Origin of the sequence: Amycolatopsis orientalis DSM 40040 = KCTC 9412 (genome assembly GCF_000478275.1) — a bacterium.
Classification (GTDB): Bacteria; Actinomycetota; Actinomycetes; order Mycobacteriales; family Pseudonocardiaceae; genus Amycolatopsis; species Amycolatopsis orientalis.
Window position 1 is genome coordinate 254,026 of the sequence record NZ_ASJB01000099.1, and the last position, 14,713, is coordinate 268,738.

The 14,713-nt window shown below is 69.5% G+C and carries 12 protein-coding genes, 1 pseudogene and 1 riboswitch; of the genes and pseudogenes, 2 read left to right on the top strand and 11 right to left on the bottom strand.

From position 1 onward, the window contains the following. Window positions 1-15 precede the first annotated feature (15 nt). Window positions 16-1,074 carry an Lrp/AsnC family transcriptional regulator gene (locus L324_RS40670; RefSeq protein WP_037321695.1) on the top strand — a complete coding sequence of 353 codons (1,059 nt, stop codon included), beginning with the start codon at window positions 16-18 and terminating at the stop codon, window positions 1,072-1,074. A 29-nt stretch (window positions 1,075-1,103) separates the two neighbouring features. On the opposite strand, the gene L324_RS40675 is transcribed toward L324_RS40670, so the two are convergent. The 10 genes from L324_RS40675 to L324_RS40720 form a co-directional block, all read right to left on the bottom strand. Further along, window positions 1,104-2,030: an RluA family pseudouridine synthase gene (locus L324_RS40675; RefSeq protein ID WP_037321698.1), complete on the bottom strand. Its 927-nt coding sequence runs from the start codon at window positions 2,028-2,030 to the stop codon at window positions 1,104-1,106. Then, window positions 2,027-2,590 carry a signal peptidase II gene (gene lspA / locus L324_RS40680; protein WP_037321701.1) on the bottom strand — a complete coding sequence of 188 codons (564 nt, stop codon included), beginning with the start codon at window positions 2,588-2,590 and terminating at the stop codon, window positions 2,027-2,029. Before lspA ends, L324_RS40675 begins: the two co-directional genes overlap by 4 nt. 24 nt (window positions 2,591-2,614) lie before the next feature. Next, window positions 2,615-3,235: a hypothetical protein gene (locus tag L324_RS42015; RefSeq protein WP_051174425.1), complete on the bottom strand. Its 621-nt coding sequence runs from the start codon at window positions 3,233-3,235 to the stop codon at window positions 2,615-2,617. Window positions 3,236-3,254: 19 nt separating this feature from the next. Beyond that, a complete protein-coding gene (locus L324_RS40690; protein ID WP_037321704.1) occupies window positions 3,255-4,622 on the bottom strand; it encodes an aminotransferase class V-fold PLP-dependent enzyme in 1,368 nt (455 codons plus the stop codon). Between the two features lie 32 nt (window positions 4,623-4,654). Continuing rightward, a riboswitch (SAM riboswitch) is annotated at window positions 4,655-4,769 on the bottom strand. Between the two features lie 144 nt (window positions 4,770-4,913). After that, window positions 4,914-5,594, bottom strand: coding sequence for a M23 family metallopeptidase (locus L324_RS40695; RefSeq protein WP_037321707.1), 681 nt, complete (start codon window positions 5,592-5,594; stop codon window positions 4,914-4,916). A gap of 131 nt (window positions 5,595-5,725) precedes the next feature. After that, the gene (locus tag L324_RS40700) at window positions 5,726-7,204 is read right to left on the bottom strand and encodes a potassium/proton antiporter (protein WP_037321710.1); all 1,479 of its coding nucleotides are present in this window, start codon (window positions 7,202-7,204) and stop codon (window positions 5,726-5,728) included. A gap of 111 nt (window positions 7,205-7,315) precedes the next feature. Further along, a complete protein-coding gene (locus L324_RS40705) occupies window positions 7,316-7,999 on the bottom strand; it encodes an ArsR/SmtB family transcription factor (protein ID WP_037321712.1) in 684 nt (227 codons plus the stop codon). Between the two features lie 43 nt (window positions 8,000-8,042). Next, window positions 8,043-9,647: a penicillin-binding transpeptidase domain-containing protein gene (locus L324_RS40710; protein WP_037321730.1), complete on the bottom strand. Its 1,605-nt coding sequence runs from the start codon at window positions 9,645-9,647 to the stop codon at window positions 8,043-8,045. Between the two features lie 207 nt (window positions 9,648-9,854). Then, window positions 9,855-13,025: an isoleucine--tRNA ligase gene (gene ileS / locus L324_RS40715; RefSeq protein ID WP_037321733.1), complete on the bottom strand. Its 3,171-nt coding sequence runs from the start codon at window positions 13,023-13,025 to the stop codon at window positions 9,855-9,857. Between the two features lie 287 nt (window positions 13,026-13,312). Beyond that, the gene (locus tag L324_RS40720; protein WP_081736637.1) at window positions 13,313-13,852 is read right to left on the bottom strand and encodes an Imm21 family immunity protein; all 540 of its coding nucleotides are present in this window, start codon (window positions 13,850-13,852) and stop codon (window positions 13,313-13,315) included. Between the two features lie 273 nt (window positions 13,853-14,125). On the opposite strand from L324_RS40720, the gene L324_RS43375 reads away from it, so the two are divergent. Then, the gene (locus tag L324_RS43375) at window positions 14,126-14,311 is read left to right on the top strand and encodes a hypothetical protein (protein WP_037321739.1); all 186 of its coding nucleotides are present in this window, start codon (window positions 14,126-14,128) and stop codon (window positions 14,309-14,311) included. A gap of 19 nt (window positions 14,312-14,330) precedes the next feature. Here the strand turns inward: L324_RS43375 and L324_RS42020 are convergent. Continuing rightward, window positions 14,331-14,713: pseudogene (locus L324_RS42020) on the bottom strand (HNH endonuclease signature motif containing protein); the annotation flags it as partial.

The following is a 14,713-nucleotide window of genomic DNA, read 5'->3' on the forward strand; positions in this document are numbered from 1 at the left end:
GTAGCGTTCCCGGACGTGGCCGTGACCGATCCCGTGGATACCCGCCTGCTCGCCGCCCTCGCGGAGATGGGCAAGGCGGCCGTGCACGAACTGGCGGCCAAGGTCGGCATGGACCCGCGCGAGGTCGCCTACCGCCTGGTCGCGCTCTCCGGCAGCGGGTTGCCGCTGCTCGTGGGCGTGGAAAGCGACCCGAACGGGCTCCGCGCCGCCATCGCCGGCTCGCCGCCATCGTGGGCACAGCAGCCACCGCAGCCACAGCAGGCACCGCCGCAACAGCAGCAGCGTCCGCCCGGTCCGCCGCCTCAGGGGTCCGGGCCGCACAACGTGCAGGGCACGCCATCCGGCCCGTACAACGTGCAAGGCACGCCTTCCGGACCGTACAACGTCCAGGGCACGCCGTCGGGGGCGTACAACGTGCACGGCACGCCGTCGGGCCGCTACCCGGGCCCGCCGTCGGCGCCGGTGCGCCAGCCGATGGCCCCGCCTCAGCAGCCACACCAGCCCCAGCAGCGTCCGCCCGCCCCGCCGCAACAGCAGTTCGCACCCCCGATGGCGCCCGCCGACCCGGTGATGAGCACCTGGGGCGTCCCGCAGACGTCGTCGTGGGCCCGCGGAGACGACCAGCAGGCCATGCCGCAGCAGGTCCCGGAGGGGAAGAAGGGCCGGACCGGCGACGTCATGGAGACCCAGGGCCTGGAGGGCGAGCAACTCGCCGTCCAGCTGCTCGAGGTCCAGGATCCGGCGGACTACCTGTTCAGCGCGGCGGGCTACTCGCTGGAGGCCGGTGAACGGTCGGTCGTGGTGCACACCGAGATCACCAACCGCGGGAACACCCCGTTCGTCTCGCTGCCGGACAACTACCTCGAACTGCTCACCGCGGACGGCAAGCCGATCGCGAAGGCGCCGGTCTCCCTGACCTCGCGTCCGCCGCACAAGATCGGCGTCCGGCCGGGCGAGACCCTCGGCGGCCACACCGTCTACGTGCTGCCGGACGCCACCCGCGTGGTCGCCGTGCGCTGGTCACCCCGGCCGGAACCGGACGAGCGCACCCTCACCTGGTCCATCGACGACTAGCGCGGTTAGCGGGCTAAACGCGAGTCGGGCTAGTTCTCGTCCTGGAGGATGCGCAGCGCGTTGGCGAGGTCGTCCGGGTACTCCGACTCGAACGAGACCCAGCGCCCGTCGGACGGGTGAGCGAAGCCGAGCGTCTTGGCGTGCAGCCACTGCCGGGACAGCCCGAGCTTGCGCGCCAGCACCGGGTCGGCGCCGTAGGTCAGGTCACCGACGCATGGATGCTTGAGCGCCGAGAAGTGCACGCGGATCTGGTGCGTGCGGCCGGTCTCCAGCTTGATCTCGGCCAGCGAAGCGGCACGGAAGGCCTCGACGACCTCGTAGTGCGTGACGCTGGGCCGCCCGCCCTGGACGACGGCGAACTTGTAGTCGTGCCGGGGGTGCCTGTCGATCGGGGCGTCGATGGTGCCGCGCGTCGGATCCGGGTGGCCCTGGACGATGGCGTGGTAGCCCTTGTCGACGGTGCGTTCCTTGAACGCCCGCTTCAGCACGGTGTACGCGTGCTCGCTCTTGGCCACGACCATCACGCCGGTGGTGCCGGCGTCCAGCCGGTGCACGACGCCCTGGCGTTCGGCCGCGCCGGAGGTCGCGATCCGCAGCCCGGCCGCGGCGAGCCCACCGACCACGGTCGGCCCGTTCCAGCCGGGGCTCGGGTGCACCGCGACCCCGACCGGTTTCGAGATCACCACGATGTCGTCGTCGTCGTGCAGGATCTTCATCCCGTCGACGGGTTCCGCGACGACCTCGATCGGCGACGCCGGATCGGGCAGCGTCACTTCGAGGAGCCCGCCCGCGGCGAGCCGGTCCGACTTCCCGGCCGGCCTGCCGTCGAGCAGGATCTCGCCCGATTCGGCCAGTTCCGCCACGACCGTGCGGGAAAGTCCCAGCAGTTTCGCCAGCCCCGCGTCGACGCGCATTCCGTCGAGCCCGTCGGGGACGGGCAGCATACGCGCGCTCATTCGGTGGCTGCCTTCTTCTTGTCCTTTGTGGATGTTCCGTCATAGTCCTTGCCCAGCAGGGAAAGGATGACGATGAGTACGCCGCCGACGCAGATCGCGGAGTCGGCGACGTTGAAGATCGCCCAGCCCTGCCCGTTCGGCGCGAACGCGGAGATCATGTCGACGACGTGACCCTGCAGCGGACCCGGCGCGCGGAAGATCCGGTCGGTCAGGTTGCCGAGCGCGCCCGCCAGCACCAGGCCGAGGCCGATCGCCCAGCCGGTCGAGCGCAGCCGCCGCGACAGCCAGATGATGGCGACCACGACCGCGGCCGCGACCAGCGCGAGCACCCAGGTCAGCCCGGTCGCCATCGAGAAGGCGGCACCGGGGTTGCGCACCAGCTGGAAGTACACGAGCCCGCCGAGGAACTCGACCGGCTGCTTGCCCTCCAGCGTGGACACGGCGATCTGCTTGGTGAGGAGATCGATCCCCCACAGCACGGCGGCGACGACGAACACCACGGCGACGCGCTTCTTGGGCAACGGCGGCGATGGTGGCGCGGTCTCGGGCTCTGTACTCACTCCCCCATTGTCCACGGAGCGTGCTCAGTCCCCCTCGGCGGCCGCCTTCGGCCTGCTCAGCAGCGCCGCGAACGCCCCGGCGAGCACGACCAGTGACGACAACAGGAGCGCGAGCCGTCCTTGGGCGAGCACGACCGCGCAGAGCACGAACGCCGCGGCCACGACCAGCACCGGCACGCTGCGGTCCAGCCAGGCGAGCAGGAGGAGACCCACCGTCAGCAGGACCGCGCTCCGCACGTCGCCGTCCATGTCGAACTCCCAGTAGCCGACCAGGTCCGCCAGCAGGATGCCGACCAGTCCGCCGACGGCGATCGCGAGCACCTTCCACCACGGCAGGCCGTTCCCCGCGCGCCGCGCCCTCAGCGCGTAGAAGAGCACAGTGCCGAGGTAGGTCGCGAGCACCGCGAACAGCCAGCCGTCGTTCCTGCCCAGTCCGGACACCGACGCGTCCAACGCGATCGCGTTTTCGCGGCTCATTTCCACGCCGTACAGGTGCTGCGTCAGGAACTGCTGCCCTCCCGTGGCGGGCGCATAGGCGAACCATCCCCCCGACCACGGCGGGCCGAACGACAGCGCCACCACGATCAGCTGGGCGAATCCCAGCAATGCCAGCGGAAACCAGTAACGCGGTCGCTCGTTCCCCATGCGGGGTGAGGGTAGTGGGTCAGGCGCAGAACGGGGGAAGCTCCCGGGGATCGTTCTCCGGCACCCAGCGGCCTTCCGGCTTCTCGTACTGCCAGCGGGCGCCGCGGGCGACGATCTGGCGCAGTGCCAGCACGAGCCGGTCCACGTGCTCGGCGGTGCTGCCGAGGCCGAGGCTGACCCGGACGGCCTGCTGACCGGCCGAACCGGCGGCGGAGATCAGCCGCTTGGTCGCGACGTGCGCGCAGAACGCGCCGTCCCGCACCCCGATGCCGTACTCCGCGGAGAGGACGGCGGCGAGCCAGCCCGGCTCGAAGCCGTCGATGACGAAGCTCAGCGTGCCGACCCGGTCGACCGGCGCGTCGAACAACCGCAACTCGGCGAACCCGGGGACACCGGCGAGACCGCGCCGCAGCCGCGCCAGCAGTTCGTCTTCGTGGGCCTCGATCGCATCCCAGTGCCCGGCCAGCGTTTCACAGGCGACACCGAGGGCGTAGACGCCGACGGTGTTGGGGGAACCGGCTTCGTGCCGCTCGGCGCCGGCGTTCCAGACGACGCCGAAGTCTTCGGAGTCGCGGGTGACGAGCTTCGTCGCGCCACCACCGGCGAGGTACGGCTGGGCGGCGCGCAGCCAGTCGGCGCGGCCGATCAGCGCACCGGCACCGAAAGGCGCGTAGAGCTTGTGACCCGAGAGCGCGATGTAGTCGACGTCCAGCTTGCGCACGGAGATCTCGCGGTGCGGGGCGAGCTGGGCGGCGTCGAGGGCGATGCGGGCGCCGTGCCGTCGCGCGACGGCGGCGATCTCCTTGACCGGCAACAGTTCCCCGGTCACGTTGGACGCGCCGGTGATGACGACCAGCCGCGGGCCCTGCGGGCAGTCCGCGAGCGCTTCGTCCACAGCGGACACCGCGGCGAGGCGGGTACGCGGCGTACGGAGCCGCCGGACGTTCGGACCTTTCCACGGCAGCAGCGCGGCGTGGTGCTCGGTGTCGAACACGACGACCGACGTGTGCTTCGGCAGGCTGCGCGCGAGGAGGTTGAAGGAATCGGTGGTGTTCCGGGTGAACACGACGGTGTCGGTCGACCGCGCGTCGACGAAGTTCCGCAGGATTCCGCGCGTGCGCTCGTAAAGCCTGGTGGAGACCTGCGAGGCGAATCCGGCGCCCCGGTGCACGCTGGCGTACCAGGGCAGGAACTCGTCGACGGCGTCGCGCACCTTGTCCAGACAGGGAGCGCTCGCCGCGTGGTCGAGGTTGGCGTACCCGATGTCGCCGCCGGTGACGAGCGGGACCCGCAGATCGGTGCACGCCACCGTCGGGATTTCTTGTGTCGCAACGATTTCCGCGACAGCAGCGGTGTCGGCGGTCGTACGATCGAGAGCGAGGGTCATCGTCATCCTCCGGGCCAGGGGACCCGACGAGGATCCCGCGCTTGCCCGTCGCACCACGCGACGAGCCAGGTCCTCACCCGGGGCACCCCACCGCGGAAGGAGGGTTGCCGGTCAGCTAGCCGGGGCTTGACGCTGACACTCGTGACCTAGTGACGAAGTTAGCGGATGCCCGGGCGATCAAGCCACCCCTTGTCCGCATGTTGAGACGCCGCTCACGTACTCCGCAAGCGAGAAGAACCCCGCATTTAGTCCTCTGGATGCGGACATCAGACGCCGGAGGCGGAGGCGGAGTCAGGCGCGGAAGCGGCCGGGTAGGGGGATGACGGAGCGGGAGGAGATCTCGGTCGCGGTCCCCGAGTACTGATCGGTGCCCGCGGTGAACTGCCAACCCCCGAAGGTCTTGCCGTCGACCGCCTCGCCGTACGCCTCGGCGACCTTCGTCGAGACCTCGTCGTAGGACATCCCGTTCCAGTCGCCCGCCCCGACGCCGAAGTCGCGCGAGTCGCCGCCCTGCGCGGCGGCCGCGGGCAGGGTCCACAGGGTGAAGTGCACATGGGCGCCGGTGCTGCTGCCGCCACAGGGCAGCGCGTTGCCGGTCCGGCCGAGGGTGTCACCCGGGACGACCTGCTGGCCGTCGGTGACCGAAATGCCCTCCAGGTGGTAGTACCCGGTCCGCCAGCCGCCGTCGTGGTCGATGGTCACCCAGTCGCCGCCGTCGCAGTGCTGGATCCGGACCGTGCCGGCCAGCGGGGCGCGGACGGTCTTGTCCGCCGGGCTGAAGTCGATGGCGTTCTTCACCCCGGAGTTCCCGTTGTCCGAGTGGATCCCCGCCGAGTAGACCGACTGGCCGGTGTCGAACGGCAAGCCGAACGCCGGAAGCGCGCCCGCGGCCGCCGCGGGCGCCGACAGAACCACTCCGACGAGAACGGCACTGACCCCCAGGCCAGTGAACCGCGCCAGCAGCTTCGTCACCCTATGTACTCCTTAACCCGTGACACTCACCCATTCGATGGAGTCAATTGCCGGGAAAGTAATGCAAAAGGAGCACAAAGGGGAAGAATTTTCTGAGATCAATCGACGAACAGCTGGTGCGGGTCCGTGACCTACTGGCCGGATTCGCCCTTCCACCTGGCGAGGCGGCCGGCGCGATCGACGGCGCGGAGACGTCGTTCGGCCGCGTCACGCACTTCGGAGGTGGTCACGACGAGTAACTGGTCCCGTTCCTGGAGCCGGGTGTTCTTGTTCGGCGTGAACCCGGTGCCGTCGCGGACGAGCAGGCTGATCGTCGCCCCCACCGGGAGCCGCAGTTCGGCCAGGTAGACGCCGTGCATCTTGGATCCGGCGTTGATGCGGACCTGCAGCAGCTCCGCGCCCATCTCGTCGAGTGGCGCGGAGTCGACGTCGATCTCGTGGGCTTCGGCGTGCTGGGCCAGCCCGAGCACCCTGGCCAGCGGGGTCAAGGTGGCCCCCTGGAGCAGGGTCAGCACGATGACCAGCACGAACACCGCGTCGACCAGTTCCTGCGCGCCGGGCACCCCGGACGACAGCGGGATCAGCGCGAGCACGATCGGCACCGCCCCGCGCAAACCGGCCCAGGACAGGAACACCTGTTCTCGCCAGGGGATCTTGAACGGCAGCGCGGACAGCACCACCGACAGTGGGCGGGCGAGCAGCAGCACCACCGCGCCCGCCACCAGTCCCTGGACCAGGCTCTCGAAGATCCTGCCCGGCGAGGCGAACAGGCCGAGCAGCACGAACAGCCCGATCTGAGCGAGCCAGCCGAGCCCTTCGGCGAAGGACAGCGTGTCCGAGCGGTGCGGCAGCTTCGAGTTCCCCAGCACCAGGGCCGCGACGTAGGTGGCGAGCAGGCCCGACGCGTGGGCGAGCTGCCCGCTCGAGTACGCGACGACACAGACCGCGACCGTGGCCAGCGGATACAGGCCGGTGGCCGGGAGCGCGGCCCGCCGCAGCGCCTGCGCGCCGCCCCAGCCGAAGGCCAGTCCGATCACCAGACCGGCGGCGAGTTCGTAGACCACCAGCAGCGGCAGCGACCAGTCCACGGTCGCGCCCTCGGCCAGGACGACGACGGCGATGTAGGCCGGGGCGTCGTTGATCCCCGACTCGATCTCCAGCGCGCCGACGAGCCGTTTCCCGATCCCCGCCGATCTCAGGACCGAGAAGACCGCGGCGGCGTCGGTCGACGCGAGTACCGCGCCCCACAGCAACGCCATCCGCCAGTCGAGGCCAAGCAGCCAGTGCAGCGCGGCGCCGGTGACCGCGATGCTCACGGCGACGGCCACAGTGGACAGTGCGATTCCGATGCCCAGCGAGGGTTTGACGGCCGTCCAGCGGGTGGTGAGGCCACCTTCGGACAGGATCATCACCAGCGCGGCGAGGCCGAGCGACTGGGTCAGCTCGGGATTGTCGTACTGGATGCCGAACCCGGCTTCGCCGAGCAGCACCCCCATCCCCAGATAGAGCAGCAGCGAGGGAAGGCCGACCCGGATCGACACCCGGACCGCGATCACGGCGACGAGCAGGACGGCACCGCCGGTACCCAGGATGAGCGGGAGCTGTTCCATGTCCCCTCCCGTCCGGCCGCCGTGAGGGCTTCAGAATAGTGAGGCGGTGGCCATCACTCCTTCGTGTACCGCTCGACGACGGGTCGAGGGGGCTGTGTTACAGACCGTCCATTAGGGACTCCGCAGGGCCACCAGATCTACGCCCAGTTCGGCGAACGGCTTCTCCGCGGCGGGCAGGACCTTCACCGCGCGGTTGCCCTCACGGGACAACCAGCCCGCGCTCACCCCGTGAGACAGTAACGCCGCCGGAACCCGCCCCGCCAGATGTTCACGCCGCACCGTCCAATCCAGACAGTCGCGCAACAGCGGACGCCTGCCCTCGGCGACCTCCACCCCGAGCGCGCCGAGTACCTCACGCCCCTTGCCGGTCAGCGTCAGGCCGTCGGCCTCGCCGATCAGGCCGGTGGCGAGCATCCCGTCCCGCACCGCGACCCCGACCTTCCCGGCGAGATGGTCGTAGCAGGTCCGGGCGAATTCGAGCCGCCGTGCCCGGACCGACGAGCGCAACCCCTTCACCGGCCGGTGCCCGGCGTGCTGCGCCAGATGCTCGATCAGCTCGGCCACCCGCGGATCGGCGATCCGGACGTAGCTGTGCCGCCCCTGTTTGACCCGCGCGACGAACCCGGCCTCGGCCAGCTTCGTCACGTGCTCGCTGGCCGTCGACGCGGCCACTTCGGCCGTACGCGCCAGCTCCGTCACCGTCCAGGCACGCCCGTCGAGCAGCGCGAGGCACATCGACGCGCGGCTCGGATCGGCGAGCACGGCCGCGACCTCGGCCAGGGCGATCGTTTCCATGCACCAACCGTAGAAGACCGACGGTTCGGTGCCGACCGAACCGTCAGCCCGCCAGGAACTTCGCCGCCAGCTGCACGGCGGGCTTGGAGTCGTTGGAACCTTCCAGCATGATCGCGAAAGCGACGTCGCCGCGGTAGCCGACGAACCAGCCGTTGGCGTCGGCGCCGGAGCCGAACTGTGCCGTCCCGGTCTTGCCGAACACGGCGCCGCTGCCCTTCAACGCCTTCGCGGTCCCGGTCGTGCAGACCTCGCGCATCATCGACCGGATCTGGTTCAGCACCCCGGCGGACGGGGCCTGGTAGCCGGTGTTGACCTTGGTCTCCAGCCCCTGCCACAGCTTCGGCACGACCGGTTTACCCGCGGCGACGGTGGCGGCCATGAGCGCCGCGCCCAGCGGGCTGACCTGGACCTTTCCCTGCCCGATCCCGGCCTCGACCTGTTCGTCGCCGCTGCTCGACGGCTCCACCTTCCCCGTCTCGGTGGCCAGTCCCGGGATCTCGAAGTCGGCGTTGAGACCGAACTGGCTCGCCGCCTTCGCTAGGCCGTCCGCGGGCAGCTGCCCGGCGAGCCGCCCGAAGGTCGTGTTGCACGACGCGGCGAACGCCGTCTTCAGCGAGACGGTCCCCAGGTCGAACCCGTTCTCGTTCTTGAGCGTGCGGGTCCCGATCTGCTCACTGCCGGGGCAGGCCACCGGTGTGTCGGCGGAAACCCCGCTCTGCTGCAATGCCGCGGTCGCCGTGGCGATCTTGAAGGCCGATCCCGGTGAGTACAGCCCGCTGAGGGCCTTCGGCTGGTTCCCGGCCGCGCTGTTCTGCGCCACCGCGAGGAGGTCGCCCGAGGTCTTCATCGCGACGATGATCGCCGGCCCCTGGAAGCCGTCGACGGCCTTCTGCGCGGCGCTCTGGCTGGCCACGCTCAAGGTCGACACCAGCGCTTCACCGGACTCCTTGGCCTGCCCGAACAGGGTCTCGACCGGCTTGCCGGAGGCGTCGACGCGCGACACCGTGACGGTGGCCGGGGTCCCGGTGCCGCCGTTCTGCTCGGCCGCGACCTTGGACAGCGCCCCCTGCAGGATCGGCGCGACACCCGCCGCGTCACCGCCGACGAGGGCCTTGCCGTCCCGGTCGGCCACCACCGGCTTGGCCGATACGGGCGCGGCGGACAGCCGCTGCCCGGCTTCGAGCTTCGGGTGGATCACCGACATCGCCCAGCGGACCACCCATTTCCCGGCGTTGCGGACCAGCTCCAGCTTGCCTTCGTACTTCCAGACACTGTTGCCCGCGAGGGTCCACGAAGCGTTGAAGGTGGCCGAAGTCGTGGTCGCGTCCCCCGGCGTCGTCGGGACCTCACCGAGGACCGTCTTGACCGACGTCGGGCTGAGTGCGCCCCGCGCCGCGGACAGGGCTGCCGTACCCGCCGCCGGATCGTCGACCGGAGCGCCGGTCAGGTCACCGGTGTCGAACTGCCGGAGGAACCTGGTGGCGACCTGTGCCGGGCTCTCTTGCGCGGTCTCGGCGGATCCCCCGGGGCCACCCGTGGCGGCGGGCGCCGGATCCTCCTTGACCAGCAGCACCACGGCGGCCACCACGATGGCGACGACCGCCAGTGCGGCGCCGATCAGGATCCCTCGTTTTCGGGCAGGACTCATGGACTCGCTCTCCCCCAGTGCGGCGCGCCCCTCGCGCGCCTCGGGCCAGCCTGCCGATTTCCCCCGGGCAAGGCTTCCCCCGGTCGGGAAAGCGACGTTTCCGAATCCGTTTCGTAACCTGCGTGAGCAGCACCTGTCCTGAATGCCATGAAAGGTCCTTTCCTTGCGAAATTTGCAAGGAAAGGACCTTTCATGGCGCGTGTGTGGCTACGCCTTGGCGACCGCCACGGTCACCTTGGTGCCCTCGCCGACCGTCCCGGCCGAGCCGTCGGCGACGTCGGCGTAGGTCACCGAAGTCGCCAGGGTCTCCGAAGCGATGAACTCCTCGTGCGTGGTCGCGGCCGCGACCACGTCCTCCGGCGCGTCGACGGTGAGCGAGATCCGGTCGGCGACGTCGAGACCGGCGTCCCGGCGAGCCTGCTGGACGACCCGGACCAGGTCACGGGCCAGGCCCTCGGCCGCCAGCTCGTCGGTGACCTCGGTGTCGATCAGCACCAGCCCCGCCCCGCCGGGCAGTTCCGCCGCCGCGCCGCCACCCTTGGCGACCAGGCGCCGCTCGTACTCGCCCTCGACGAGTTCGATCCCGGCGGCCACGACGGCACCGCTTTCGGTCGTCGTCCACTCGCCCGCCTTGACGGCCTTGATCACCGTCTGGACGTCCTTGCCCAGCCGCGGGCCGGCGGCGCGGGCGTTGACCGCGACCTCGAAGCCACCGTGCGCGGCGACGTCCGTGGTCAGTTCGACGGATTTGACGTTGACCTCGTCGCGCAGGATGTCGGTGAACTCGCGCAGAGAGTCGGCCTCATCGGCGGCGACGACCAGCTTGGCCAGCGGCAGCCGGACCCGCAGCTTGTTCGACTTCCGCAGCGAAAGCGCCGAAGACGCCACCTGCCGCACCCGGTCCATCGCCGTCACCAGCGCCGCGTCGGCGGGCAGGTCGAGCGAGTTCGGCCAGTCGGTCAGGTGGACCGAACGGCCGCCGGTCAGGCCGCGCCAGACGACCTCGGAGGTGAGCGGCAGCAGCGGCGCGACCACCCGCGACGTCACTTCCAGCACGGTGTGAAGGGTGTCGATCGCGTCCTGCTCGCCGGCCCAGAACCGGTCGCGCGAACGGCGCACGTACCAGTTCGTGAGCACCTCGAGGAAGTCACGGACGGTCGAGCAGGCACCGGCGACGTCGTAGGTGTCGAGCGCGTACTCGACGTCCGTCACCAGTTCGTGGGTCTTCGCCAGCACGTAGCGGTCGAGCACGTGCTTCGAATCCGTGCGCCACTTGCCTTCCACTCCCTCGGCGTTCGCGTAGAGCGCGAGGAAGTAGTACGAGTTCCACAGCGGGAGCACGGCCTGGCGGACGGCGTCGCGGATGCCCCGGTCGGTGACGATCAGGTTGCCGCCACGCAGGATCGGGCTCGCCATGAGGTACCAGCGCATCGCGTCCGAGCCGTCGCGGTCGAACACCTCGTTGACGTCCGGGTAGTTCCGCAGCGACTTGGACATCTTCTGGCCGTCCGAGCCGAGCACGATGCCGTGCGAGATGCAGGTGCGGAAGGCCGGCCTGTCGAACAGCGCGGTCGCCAGCACGTGCAGCAGGTAGAACCAGCCGCGGGTCTGCCCGATGTACTCGACGATGAAGTCGCCCGGGTAGTGGTGCTCGAACCACTCGGTGTTCTCGAACGGGTAGTGCACCTGCGCGTAGGGCATCGAGCCCGAGTCGAACCAGACGTCGAGCACGTCCTCGATCCGGCGCATGGTGGACTTCCCGGTCGGGTCGTCCGGGTTCGGCCGGGTCAGCTCGTCGATGTAGGGCCGGTGCAGGTTCTCCAGCCGCACGCCGAAATCGCGCTCCAGCTCGTCGAGCGAGCCGTAGACGTCCGTGCGCGGGTACGCCGGGTCGTCGGACTGCCAAACGGGGATCGGCGTGCCGAAGTAGCGGTTGCGCGAGACCGACCAGTCGCGGGCGTTCTCCAGCCACTTGCCGAACTGGCCGTCCTTGACGTTCTCCGGGTACCAGGTGATCTGCTGGTTCAGCTCGACCATCCGGTCCTTGAACTCGGTCACCGCGACGAACCACGACGAGACGGCGCGGTAGATCAGCGGGTTCCGGCAGCGCCAGCAGTGCGGGTACGGGTGCTCGTAGGTCTCGTGGCGCAGCAGCACCGCGCCCTGACGGCCCGCGGAACCGGTGCCGTTCTTGAGATCCTTGATGATGTTCGGGTTCGCGTCGAACACCTGCTGGCCCGCGTAATCCCCGACGGTGGCGTCGAACTTGCCTTGAGCGTCGACCGGCGTGACCGGGACGATGCCCGCCGCGTCGGTGACGACCTTGTCCTCTTCACCGTAGGCGGGCGCGATGTGGACGATGCCCGTGCCGTCCTCGGTGGTGACGTAGTCCGCGGGCAGCACGCGGTGCGCGTTCTCGTGTCCGGTGAAGTACGGGAACGGTGGCGCGTAACGGGTTCCGAGCAGTTCGGTACCGGTGTAGTGCCCGACGACGGTGGGCTCCTCGCCGAGTTCGCGGGCATACGCGGCGACGCGGGCCTCGGCGAGCAGGAACCGCTTGCCCTCCTGGGCCTCGGACTCCACGACGACGTACCGCACGTCGGGGTGCACCGCCGTCGCGAGGTTGGACGGCAGCGTCCACGGCGTCGTGGTCCAGATCAGCAGATAGGTGCCGTCGAGTTCGTTGTCGTTACCCTCCAGACGGAAACCGACCGTGACGGCCGGGTCCTGGCGGCTCGCGTAGACGTCGTCGTCCATGCGCAGCTCGTGGTTGGACAGCGGTGTCTCGTCACGCCAGCAGTAAGGCAGGACGCGGTAGCCCTCGTAGACGAGGCCCTTGTCCCACAGCTGCTTGAACGCCCAGATCACCGACTCCATGTAGGTGACGTCGAGCGTCTTGTAGTCGTTGTCGAAGTCCACCCAGCGGGCCTGGCGGGTGACGTAGTCCTGCCATTCGCCGGTGTAGCGCAGCACGGACTCGCGGCACGCGTCGTTGAAGACGTCGATGCCCATGGCGTCGATTTCGGACTTCTCGGTGATCCCGAGCTGGCGCATCGCCTCGAGTTCTGCGGGCAGACCGTGGGTGTCCCAGCCGAAGCGGCGCTCGACGCGCTTGCCCTTCATGGTCTGGTACCGCGGCACCAGGTCCTTCACGTACCCGGTGAGGAGGTGACCGTAGTGCGGAAGACCGTTGGCGAACGGCGGGCCGTCGTAGAAGACGTACTCGTTCGAGCCGTTGGTCCCGGCCTCGCGGGCGTCGATGCTGGCCTGGAACGTCCGATCGGATTCCCAGTACGCGAGGACGCGCTTTTCCGACTCGGGGAACGAAGGCTGGGACGGGACGCCGTTCTCGCCGTCCATCTGTGCCTTGGGATACATCTTCGGTGCTCCTCGCGGTTCGTCGCTCTCGTACGGGCTTTCACCCACACGGGGACGAGACGGCCGTTTCCGGCGCGTTCCGCGGTACCACCCCGCTTGCCCGGCCGGTGATGTTCCGGCTGGGCCGCTCATTCGACGGCTGTGACGGGCCGTACCCGTCCGGTTCTACTGAGGGCGCGGGCCCTGTTCTTCCGGAGGCTCCCCGGTGATGGCCGGATCGGTGCCAGTTGGTTCAAGGGTAGCGCGCGAGGGCAACCGGGTTGTCCGGGGTCCGGCCTGGCGGTGGTTCACCGGCCGTCCGCTTCGGGAACGAGCTGCACCAGACCGACCCACGCGGCCTCGCCGTCCGTGTGGACGGCCCGCACCCGGAAACGTCCTCTTTCGATCGGGACCTCGGCCTGTTCCGGTTTCCCGCCGGCGGGAAACTCGACGCCCAGTTCCGCGCCCGCTGTCACCGAGTCCATGAGGACCGCAGGGCCGTCGGTCTCCCAAAGGCCGCAGTCCTCCCACGGCGTCGCGGAATCGGCGAGGACCCTTTCGGCCTCGGCGAGCAGGTCGGCCTCGGAGTCGGCGGCGAGCCAGCGAAGGAACGTGCGGTGGCGCGGGAGGTAGCAGGTGGTGGCGGGTTCGTCGCCGAGGACGAGGCCTGTCGTCTCGCCGACGGGGAGTGCGCCCGCGAGCGCGTTCACCGCGCAGGCACGGTCGTAGTCGTCTTCGTCTTCCCCTTCTTCCGCACTCCCCTTCCAGTCGGCCAAGGCCGAGACGGGCACGATGATGAGCGGGCCGCCGAGGGATTCGACCCAGGCTTGAGTCTGCGTGATGGTCACGGCGGCAGTGTGCCGTGAGGGACCGACAGTTCGGCGATACTGCCGGGATGGGGCGAGACGAGTGGGTGACCGAGCAGTCGCGGAATTTCACGGCACTCCAAGGCAGGCGAGTCGATATGTGGACCGGTGTGGAGATGGCGTTGCGGGAGGATGTGGCCGGAAGCGGCCCGCAATTCGCTGACTCCGATGTTTCTTGCCTTCAGCTTTATCGGCTTCACGCTTGGCTGGACGGTGGCGGTCTCTGACCGAGTTGCCCGTCGGTCCGGTCGACCAGTGATCGTCCTTCAGCACGACGACATCCTGTCCGAAGTGCACTTCCGGATCGGAGCGCAGCCACTCGCCTTGGTCGCGGGGGAACTGGAGGAGACCGCCGCGGGCGGGCTGATCTACCGACGGTTCGACGAATCGGTCCTCGCCTTCACCGATCCTGAGCGGATTCCGTGGCGCGCGGACGTGTAGGGCGTTATACACAATCGGCCTAGGTCCTGAGGTGCATGGTGTTGCGTCTCGGTTGTCCGGTGGGGTCGAGATAAGCGGGTGGGGTGAACTCCGGTAGGCCGTCTTGGGCGATTTGGACTTTCCATTCGCTGCGGTGGATGAGCCGGTGGTGTTTGGTGCAGAGCAGGACGAGGTGCGGTGCAGCGCGGCACCGGCATGTCACAGCCCGGGAAGGCGCAGCCGCCGTCGCGGAGGGTCAACGCATACTTCTGAGCCAGGGACACCGTCCGTTTGGATCGGCCGATGTCCAAGGGTTCGCCTGCGGTGCCGAGGACACCGGGCCGGACCCGGGCATCACACGCGAGGATGCGGGCATCGGTCGCGCTGATCGGCCCGACCAGATCCAAGTGTGCCTCACCAAGA

Excerpts from the sequence above, each read along its gene's own strand:
- L324_RS40710 (WP_037321730.1), bottom strand. The coding sequence starts at position 9,647 with ATGAGTCCTGCCCGAAAACGAGGGATCCTGATCGGCGCCGCACTGGCG.
- L324_RS40705 (WP_037321712.1), bottom strand. The coding sequence starts at position 7,999 with ATGGAAACGATCGCCCTGGCCGAGGTCGCGGCCGTGCTCGCCGATCCG.
- L324_RS40700 (WP_037321710.1), bottom strand. The coding sequence starts at position 7,204 with ATGGAACAGCTCCCGCTCATCCTGGGTACCGGCGGTGCCGTCCTGCTC.
- L324_RS40675 (WP_037321698.1), bottom strand. The coding sequence starts at position 2,030 with ATGAGCGCGCGTATGCTGCCCGTCCCCGACGGGCTCGACGGAATGCGC.
- L324_RS42015 (WP_051174425.1), bottom strand. The coding sequence starts at position 3,235 with ATGGGGAACGAGCGACCGCGTTACTGGTTTCCGCTGGCATTGCTGGGA.
- L324_RS40690 (WP_037321704.1), bottom strand. The coding sequence starts at position 4,622 with ATGACCCTCGCTCTCGATCGTACGACCGCCGACACCGCTGCTGTCGCG.
- ileS (WP_037321733.1), bottom strand. The coding sequence starts at position 13,025 with ATGTATCCCAAGGCACAGATGGACGGCGAGAACGGCGTCCCGTCCCAG.